Genomic DNA, 612 nt, shown 5'->3' with positions numbered 1-612 from the left:
CACCGTTAGTGGTTCAGATTCCGAGCTGACGAATGTTGGATCATACACGGTGACGCTGACAAAAGAAGGTTTGGCAAAGCTAGAAGCACAGCATCCTAACTATGACTTTACGGGGATCACCGCCAGTGAGGTGACTACAACCTACAAGATCACACCAGCCGCAGTGACTGATGTCACCCTGCAAGGTGGCAGTAAAGTTTACGATGGGCAACCAATTACGGCAGCCGTCACGGCAGTGACCACCATGCCAAATGGACTAGTGACGACTGGCTTGAGTCAAGGGACGGATTACACCGTTAGTGGTTCAGATTCCGAGCTGACGAATGTTGGATCATACACGGTGACGCTGACAACAGAAGGTTTGGCAAAGTTAGAAGCACAGAATCCTAACTATGACTTTACGGGGATCACCGCCAGTGAGGTGACTACAACCTACAAGATCACACCAGCCGCAGTGACTGATGTCACCCTACAAGGTGGCAGTAAAGTTTACGATGGGAACGCGATTATCAATGCCGCGACGGTTACCTTACCAACCGGTCTGACGGTGCCTGAATTAACTCAAGGCATCGATTATCTAGTGACCGGTGATAGCGACAGTTTAATCAATGC

At 49.8% G+C, this 612-nt stretch carries 1 protein-coding gene; it reads left to right on the top strand.

The features are described 5' to 3' along the window. Window positions 1-612 (top strand): MBG domain-containing protein (locus tag ACKTR2_RS10375; RefSeq protein WP_407885064.1); only part of this gene is annotated, 612 nt, incomplete at both ends.

This window comes from Furfurilactobacillus curtus, from assembly GCF_045862785.1.
In the GTDB taxonomy this organism is placed as follows: domain Bacteria; phylum Bacillota; class Bacilli; order Lactobacillales; family Lactobacillaceae; genus Furfurilactobacillus; species Furfurilactobacillus curtus.
Note: the sequence above shows the minus strand (reverse complement) of the source record. Positions and strands in the feature narration are given on the sequence as shown.